This window comes from Candidatus Dactylopiibacterium carminicum (assembly GCF_014736495.1).
In the GTDB taxonomy this organism is placed as follows: domain Bacteria; phylum Pseudomonadota; class Gammaproteobacteria; order Burkholderiales; family Rhodocyclaceae; genus Uliginosibacterium; species Uliginosibacterium carminicum.
Window position 1 is genome coordinate 20,890 of record NZ_MDUX01000048.1, and the last position, 8,099, is coordinate 28,988.

8 protein-coding genes are annotated in these 8,099 nt (G+C 63.9%); all 8 read left to right on the forward strand.

Going from position 1 to position 8,099, the window contains the following annotated elements; genetic code table 11:
• The first annotated feature begins 85 nt into the window (after positions 1-85).
• Positions 86-331, forward strand: coding sequence for an acyl carrier protein (locus tag BGI27_RS13265; RefSeq protein WP_095525337.1), 246 nt, complete (start codon positions 86-88; stop codon positions 329-331).
• A complete protein-coding gene (locus BGI27_RS13270; RefSeq protein ID WP_095525338.1) occupies positions 324-1,577 on the forward strand; it encodes a beta-ketoacyl-[acyl-carrier-protein] synthase family protein in 1,254 nt (417 codons plus the stop codon). The genes BGI27_RS13265 and BGI27_RS13270 overlap by 8 nt, the downstream gene beginning before the upstream one ends.
• A complete protein-coding gene (locus tag BGI27_RS13275) occupies positions 1,577-2,578 on the forward strand; it encodes a chorismate transformation FkbO/Hyg5 family protein (protein WP_095525339.1) in 1,002 nt (333 codons plus the stop codon). Before BGI27_RS13270 ends, BGI27_RS13275 begins: the two co-directional genes overlap by 1 nt.
• Positions 2,571-3,404, forward strand: a complete 834-nt coding sequence (locus tag BGI27_RS13280) for a MipA/OmpV family protein (protein WP_095525340.1) — start codon at positions 2,571-2,573, stop codon at positions 3,402-3,404. The genes BGI27_RS13275 and BGI27_RS13280 overlap by 8 nt, the downstream gene beginning before the upstream one ends.
• Before the next feature lie 2 nt (positions 3,405-3,406).
• Positions 3,407-4,207, forward strand: a complete 801-nt coding sequence (locus BGI27_RS13285; protein ID WP_095525341.1) for a lysophospholipid acyltransferase family protein — start codon at positions 3,407-3,409, stop codon at positions 4,205-4,207.
• Complete coding sequence (locus tag BGI27_RS13290; protein WP_095525342.1) at positions 4,180-4,935, forward strand: glycosyltransferase family 2 protein; 756 nt, start codon at positions 4,180-4,182, stop codon at positions 4,933-4,935. Before BGI27_RS13285 ends, BGI27_RS13290 begins: the two co-directional genes overlap by 28 nt.
• A gap of 13 nt (positions 4,936-4,948) precedes the next feature.
• A complete protein-coding gene (locus BGI27_RS13295; protein ID WP_095525343.1) occupies positions 4,949-5,719 on the forward strand; it encodes a class I SAM-dependent methyltransferase in 771 nt (256 codons plus the stop codon).
• 275 nt (positions 5,720-5,994) lie between these two features.
• A partial coding sequence (locus tag BGI27_RS13300) for a peptidase domain-containing ABC transporter (RefSeq protein ID WP_223871800.1) occupies positions 5,995-8,099 on the forward strand: 2,105 nt, incomplete at its 3' end.

Sequence of the window (8,099 nt, forward strand, 5' to 3'; positions counted from 1 at the left end):
ACAGCGCAATGCGTGTGGAGTTCAACCGGGAACGGGTGCGCTGTTCTAGAATCCGTCCGACTTTTTACATCAACAGGCTTTTTTCATGGACAAGCTTGAGCAGTTGCGTGAATTCGTCAAGCGCCGGGTGACCAATCCTCCTGAGGACATCACGCTGGAGAGCCGTCTCGAAGACATCGGGGTAGACTCGCTGACCCTGCTGGACCTGATGTTCGATTTTGAAGACAAGTACGGTGTGCGCATGCCGGACGATCTGCCCCGTCCCGAGACGGTCGGTCAACTCATCGAGATCTTTGAGCAACTCAAGCCTGCCTCTGCATCGAATGAGTAATCCAGCAGGCCGCCGCCGCGTGGCGGTGACCGGCGTCGGGCTGGTCAATCCCTTCGGTGGCTCTGCTGCCGATTTCTTCACGCGGCTGATGGCGGGTGAGTCCGCCATCCGTCTGTATCGGCATCCGGCCTCTCCTGCGCCCTTGCAGCAACCGGCCATGCATTGCCCGTTGTTCGATGCCGAAGCGGTGCTGGGGCGTCCCCTGGCGGCCGTGACCGATCGTTACAGCCAGCTTGGCATCGCTGCGGCGTTCTCGGCCTGGGAAGATGCTGGCTTGCCGCGCGTGGGGGCTGGTTCCGACGATTACGGCGTTTCGTGGAGCACCGGGGTCGGCGGTACGCTGACCTTTGAGCGCGGCTACACGGATTTCTACGTGCATGGCAAGGACCGCGCCCACCCGCTGTCGGTGGTGCAGGCAATGAACAACGCGGCTGCCTCCCATATCGCCATGCAGCTCGGGCTCGGCTCCGCCTGCCTGACCTATTCGGTCGCCTGCGCCTCCTCCGCCATCGCGATCGGCGAGGCGATGCGACGCATCCAGGCCGGAGAGTCACAGTTGGTGGTGGCCGGTGGCTCCGAGGCGCCCCTGTCGTTCTCGGTGATGCGTGCCTGGGAAGCCATGCGGGTCGTGGCTCCGGCGGACGAAGCCAGCGCGCCAGGCTGCTGCCGGCCGTTCCAGGCCGGGCGTGGCGGGCTGGTACTGGGCGAGGGGGGCGCCGCGCTTATTCTGGAGGATTGGGAGCATGCCGAGGCACGCGGTGCGCGGATCTATTGCGAGCTGGCCGGTTATGGTCAGAGCTGCGATCACACCCATCTGGTCAAGCCGGACAGCGGCGGACAGGTGCGGGCGATCAGGCTCGCCCTGCGCGAGGCCGGGCTGGCTCCTGCAGAGATCGATTACGTGAATGCCCACGGAACTGCCACGCGCGAAGGCGATCCAGCCGAGATCGTAGCCCTGCGTGAATTGTTCGGCGAACATGCGGCCGGTCTGCGCGTGAGCGCCACCAAGTCCATGCACGGCCACCTGCTCGGAGCCACGGGCGCGATGGAGGCCTTGATCACTGCGCTGGCGGTGGCACGCGGCGAGATTCCGCCTACGGCGAACCTTACCGAAGTGGCCGAGGATTGCCGTGGCGTGGCGCACGTGATGGGGGCTGGCGTGCGCATGCCCTTGCGCGCCGCCGTCTCCAATTCCTTCGCCTTTGGCGGCAGCAATGCCGTGCTGGCCTTCCGGGCCGTGAGCTGATGGGCAGCGGCCTGCTCAGCCTGCGCATCGGCCAGGATGCCTTGACCGCTACCGGGCGTCTCGGGCTTGCCCTGTACGGTGCCGACGTCGCTGCGGCAGACGGGCAGACCGCAGCCGTGCGCATGCCCTTGCTGCCTGACGGTGGTGGGATCGCGACTGCATGGCTGGGTGAGGGGCCTGTCGTCAGTGGCCGGCATGGGCAACTGCACTATTGCCACAACGCCGATTACCTGTTCGGCTGCGTCAGCCTGCGCGAGCAGGACTTTACGCCGAGCGCCGATACGAGTGCGCTGCAGCAGGCCAGCGAACTGATCTACATCCTGTTGTTCGAGGTGCTGACCAAGACAGGGTTTCCCTGCCTGCTGCGCTGCTGGAACTACCTCCCCAGCATCAATCACGACGATGGTGGGTTGGAGCGCTATCGCCAGTTCAACATCGGCCGCCAGGATGCCTTCATTGCGGCGGGGCAGGCCTGGCTGGACGGAGCCCCCTCCGCCTGCGCGCTGGGAACCGCCGAGGGCGAGCTGCTGCTGTATTTCCTGGCCGGGCACGTTGCACCCGTGCCCATCGAGAATCCTCGCCAGACCAGCGCCTATCGCTATCCGCAACAGTACGGCCCGCGCAGCCCGACCTTCTCGCGCGCCAGCGTGCTGCGCGCACCGGCGCAGACCGTGTTGTTCATTTCCGGCACGGCCGCCATTGTCGGGCATGCCAGCATGCACCCCGGCGACGTACTGGCACAGACAAGAGAGACGCTAGCCAACATCGAGGCCCTGCTCGAGAGCAGTGCCGAGGCGCTGGGCAAGCGACTGCGCCTGCCGGACCTGTGCCTCAAGGTCTTCATGCGGCACCCCGGGGATCTGCCGGTGGTGATGGACGTGCTGGCCGCGCATGGCGCCGACCCGGCCCGCAGCTTCTATCTGCAGGCCGACGTCTGCCGTGCCGAGCTGCTTGTCGAGATCGAGGCTTTCGGTTTCGGCCCGGGAGCCGGCAATGACTAGGCACTGGCTGGCTGGTCTGTTGCTCTGCTGGGCCGGTGCCGCATCCGCGGAGAGCCTGCCGCGCTGGGAACTGGGCATGGGAATGGGCGGCATGCGCATGCCGGACTACCGTGGTTCGGACGAATCGCGCAATTACTTCCTGCCCTTCCCTTATGTGGCCTACCGCCTCGACTGGCTGAAGGCCGATCGCAACGGCGTGCGCGCCGTGCTGTTCGACGTGACGGAGGCGGAACTGAACATCAGCCTTGGCGCCAGCCCGCCGGTGCGCAGCAAATCCAACCGGGCACGCGAAGGCATGCCTGACATCAAACCGATGCTGGAGCTGGGGCCGTCGCTGGATTTCAACCTGTGGCGGAGCACTGCAGACCGTGTCCGGCTGGATCTGCGCCTGCCCGCACGTGCCGCGATCACCGCGCGCATCAACCCGGAATGGGCCGGTTGGGTCTTCACACCGCGCCTGAAAGTGGATTTTGCCGGGCTTGGCGGAAACGACGTCCGTTCCGGCTGGAATCTCGGGCTGCTTGCCGGGCCGATGTTTGCAGACCGGCGTCAGAACGCTTATTTCTACTCCGTGGCATCTGAATACGCCCGTGCCGGCCGATCGGCCTACGAGGCTCGCGCAGGTTACGCCGGCATGCAGTACCTGGCTTCCCTGTCGCGCCGTTTCGGTGATGCCTGGGTTGGAGCCTATGCCCGCTACGACGATCTGCGCGGCGCTGTGTTCGAGGATAGCCCGTTGGTGCGGCGAAAATCCTATGTGACGGCTGGCTTCGGCATCACCTGGACTTTCGCCCGCGCGACCGAGATGGTCGAAGTCAAGGAGTGAGCATGGTGTCCGTGCTGCATCCGTTGCGCCGTCTTCACGCCTTTCTCGCCATGCATACAGGGTATGTGGTGTTGGGGGCCGGTTGTTTGCTCTGGTCCACCGTGACCTTGCCGTTGACGCTGGTGCTGCATGAGCGCCACGGTACCTGGCTGGGTCGCTGGGTCGCCTGCCTGGGGTTTCGCAGCTATCTCGCGTTCCTTACCTGGATCGGCGTCGCTCGCTTCGATCTCAAGGCGCTGGATGCCTTGCGGGGGGACGGAGCAATGATCGTCGCACCCAACCATCCCGGTCTGCTCGATGCCCTGATGGTGATCTCACGCCTGCCTGGCGTGGCCTGTGTCCAGAAAGCCTCGCTGCTGGACAACCCCCTGTGGGGCGCGGGTTCCCGCCTGGCGGGCTATATCCGCAATGACTGGTTCATCGGTTCCATCACGCTGGCGGTGCAGGAGTTGCGGCGTGGCGGCCAATTGCTGCTGTTCCCGGAAGGAACGCGCAGTGAGGGGCCTCTGGCGCTGGGCACCTTCCGCGCCGGCGCAGCCTATGTGGCCCATCGCGCGCAGGTGCCGCTTCAGACCGTGATCATCGAGCAGGACACCTGTTTCCTCGGCAAGGGGTGGCCCCTTTCACGCGTGCCGAAGATGCCGATGCATTTCCGTGTGCGGCTGGGCGAGCGTTTTGCGCCGCCAGACGATCCGGAAGCCTTCACCCGTGAGTTGTACGCGTATTTCGCGCGCGAGCTTGTTGCTGGCGCGCCCAGCCCGGAGTCTGATTCCCCGTGTCCGCCACCCGTCACCTCGTCCTGATCCCCGCCTATAACCCGGGGCCACGCGTCTTCGAGACCGTGCGCGCAGCCAGGGCGCAATGGTCGCCAGTGTGGGTCGTCGTGGATGGCAGCACGGATGACAGCACGGCGGGGCTGAGCGACATGGCCACGCGCGACCCGGATCTGCGCGTGCTGGTACTGCCGGAGAACCGGGGTAAGGGCGCGGCAGTGCTGCATGGGCTGGAAGAAGCCGCGCGCGAGGGCTTCACGCATGCATTGACGATGGATGCCGACGGCCAGCATCCGGCGCAGCTGATCTCTGGATTCATAGCGGCCTCTGCTGCCCAACCCGACTGCATGGTGCTGGGCGTGCCGGTCTTCGATGCCAGCGCGCCGGCTCTGCGGGTGAAAGGGCGCAAGGTTTCCAACTGGTGGGCGAATCTCGAGACCCTGTGGGTCGGCATCGGTGATTCGCTCTACGGCTTCCGTGTCTATCCCATCGGCCCGCTGTGCGCGGTGATGCGCGGACAGCGCTGGATGCGCCGTTTCGATTTCGACCCCGAGGCTGTCGTGCGCCTGGCCTGGCGCGGCGTGCGTCCGCTCAATCTCGATGCGCCGGTCAGGTATCTGACGGCCGAGGAAGGTGGGGTTTCACACTTCAATTACTGGCGCGACAACCGTCTGCTCACCTGGATGCACATCCGGCTGATGACGGGTTTCGTGCTGCGCCTGCCATGCCTGTTGTGGCGTCGACTTCTTTCATCCTGAAGGGCCCGTCCATATGTCCGTCGATTCCAGAGTCCTGCCCGCGCAGGCGCCGCATCAGCCGCTGACCGACTACTACGCCAGTGAAGCGGAGCGCGCCGGCTTCGTACGCCGGATGTTCGACTCCACCGCGGAGGACTACGACCGCATGGAAACCATCCTGGGCTTCGGCACCGGCCCCTGGTATCGCGGCGAAGCGATGAAGCGTGCGGGCCTGCTGCCGGGCATGAGCATCGTGGACGTGGGCACCGGCACCGGCCTGATGGCGCGTGCCGCAGTGCAGATCACTGGCGACGCGGCGTTGGTCACCGGAGTGGATCCCAGCCCGGGCATGATGGCGCAGGCCCAGTTGCCCGGCGTCACGCTGGTGGAAGGGCGCGCCGAAGCCATCCCGTATCCGGACGCGAGCTTTGATTTTCTTTCCATGGGCTACGCGTTGCGCCACATCAGCGATCTCTCGGTCGCGTTCCGCGAATTCCATCGCGTCATGAAGCCCGGCGCCCGACTGTGCCTGCTGGAGATCACGCGTCCAGAGTCTGCCTGGGGGCGCTTACTGCTCAAAATCTACATGAAGGGCCTGGTGCCGCTGCTGGCCTATGTGGTTGGCCGGCAAAAGCAGGGCACCTGCAGGCTGTGGCGCTATTACTGGGACACCATCGAAGCCTGCGTGCCGCCGGCACAGGTGCTGGCGACGCTGGAAGCCGCTGGTTTCACCTGCGTGCGCCGCCATATCGAGACCAAGGGGCTCTCCATCCTCGCCGAGTATCAGGCCGTCAAGCCACACTGAACCAACCCGCCGCAAAGCAAAAGCCCTGCATCGCAAGATGCAGGGCTTTTTTCGGCTCGTCACCAGGCCGCCAAGACCGAAACGAAGTGGGTGGCCCAAGATAAAAAATGAGCACTTCTGTGCATTTGTTTACGAAAAATTGTTTTTGTCATCGCATTTTAACTGTACTCGTCTGGCATTTTGCGTTAATTTACAAACAATTATTGACAGTATTTTACACATCGCATTTGCATAGGCTCTTCCTGTGAATAACCAATGACGAAGAAGCGCACCGAATGCAGAACGTGCATCAAGACACCATGGCCGATTCGCAAGCGCACGTAGACACACAAGCCGCGCTGTGGCTCCTGGCGAGCCTGGCCGGGTTCTATCGCCAGCCCTTCGATGCTGAGCTGGTGATCAAGCGTTTTCCGCCGCCGATCGATCTACCCACGCTGATCGAGGCCTTGGACGCGCTTGGCCTCAGGGCCGGTCTGGCGTACTGGGCCGAAGCGGGGTTATCGGCGTTGCCGCTGCCTGCCGTGGCTCTGTTGACCATATCCGCGCCTGAAACCATCCACGGGGGCGCCATGGAAGCGGAAAACACCGCCTCCTCTCAACCCAAATCGAGCATGCTTACCCCAGCACTCATCGTTCAGCGCAGCGAGGATACGTTGGCTTGGGTCAAACCCGGGCAATCCGCCCCCGAAACCCTCACACTCGTCGCCGCCCGTACCCAAGCCGCGCCTGTTCTGCTGCTGGTAGCGCCAGCCGAGCCGCCAGTATCGGAATCCGTCAGTCGCGCCGAATCGCCCAAAAGTCAGAAAAAGCCATTCGGCTTCGCCTGGTTCGTGCCCGAACTATTGCGTCACAAAGCCATCTGGCGTGACGTGCTGCTTGCCAGCCTCTCCATCCAGCTCGTCGGCCTGGCGACCCCGTTGTTCACTCAGGTCATCATCGACAAAGTCATCGCCCACCATTCCGAAAGCACCCTCATCGTGCTGGGCGTGGCGCTGGTGGTGTTCATGCTGTTTACCAGCGGCATGAGCTGGCTGCGCCAGTATCTGGTACTGCACACCGGCAGCCGTATCGACGCGGTGCTGGGCGATAAGGTGCTCAAGCACCTGTTGCACCTGCCACTGCCGTATTTCGAGGCACGCCCCACCGGCACTCTGGTGGCGCGCCTGCACGGCGTGGAGCAGTTGCGCGAATTCATCTCCGGCGCGGCGGTGAGCCTGGTGCTGGATCTGCCTTTCCTGCTGATCTTCCTCGCGGTGATGTTTTCCTACAGCTGGCAACTCACGCTGATCGCACTGGGCATCATGACGCTGATCGTCACAGCCAGCCTGTTCATGGTGCCCATCTTCCGCGAACGGCTGGACAAGCAGTTTCTGCTCGGCGCGCGCAATCAAGCCTTCCTCACCGAATACCTGGCGGGCATGGCCACGGTGAAGTCGTTGCAACTGGAGCCGGACGTCGGCAAGCGTTACGGCACCTATCTGGCCCAATACCTTTCGGCGGGCTTTGCCACCAAGCAGGTGGGCAACACCTACAACGTCGTCGCCAACGGACTGGAACAGGTGATGACGCTCTCCATCCTCATTGTCGGCGCCTGGCTGGTGATGCGGCCCGAAGCGGGGATGACGGTCGGCATGCTGGTCGCCTTCCAGATGTTCGCCAGCCGCATGAGCCAGCCATTGTTGCGCCTGGTCGGGCTGTGGCAGGAGTTCCAGCAGGCCAGTATTTCGGTGAAGCGCCTTGGCGACATTCTGGACATGCCGCAGGAGCCGTTCACGCTCACCCCGCAACGCGCGGCGGGTGGCGAGGGCTGCATCGACATCCGCGACGTGGGTTTCCGTTACTCCGAGCAGCATCCCTGGCTCTACCGCAACCTGAGCCTGGCCATCCCCACCGGCAAGCTCACCGTGCTGATGGGCCCCTCCGGCTGCGGCAAAAGCACGCTGGCCAAGCTGATGCAGAGCTTCTACTGGCCGCAGGAAGGGCAGATCACGCTGGATGGGCGCGACATCCGCCAACTGGCCGCCAACGAACTGCGCGCCACCTTCGGCGTGGTGCCACAGGAAACCGTGCTGTTCTCCGGCACCGTGTATGACAACCTTGTCATGGCCCACCCGCACGCGAGCTTCGAAGACGTGATCGCCGCGTGCAAGGCAGCGGAAATCCATGAGGTGATCGAGAAACTGCCGCAGGGCTATCAGACGGAAATCGGCGAGCGCGGCACCGGGCTATCGGACGGGCAGCGTCAGCGCATTGCGATTGCCCGTGCGCTGCTCAAGCGCCCCAAGGTGTTGATCTTCGACGAGGCGATTTCCAATCTGGATAAACTGAATCGCCCCCGGTTCACTAGACACTTCGAAGCCTTAAGCTGGCAACCAAGTGG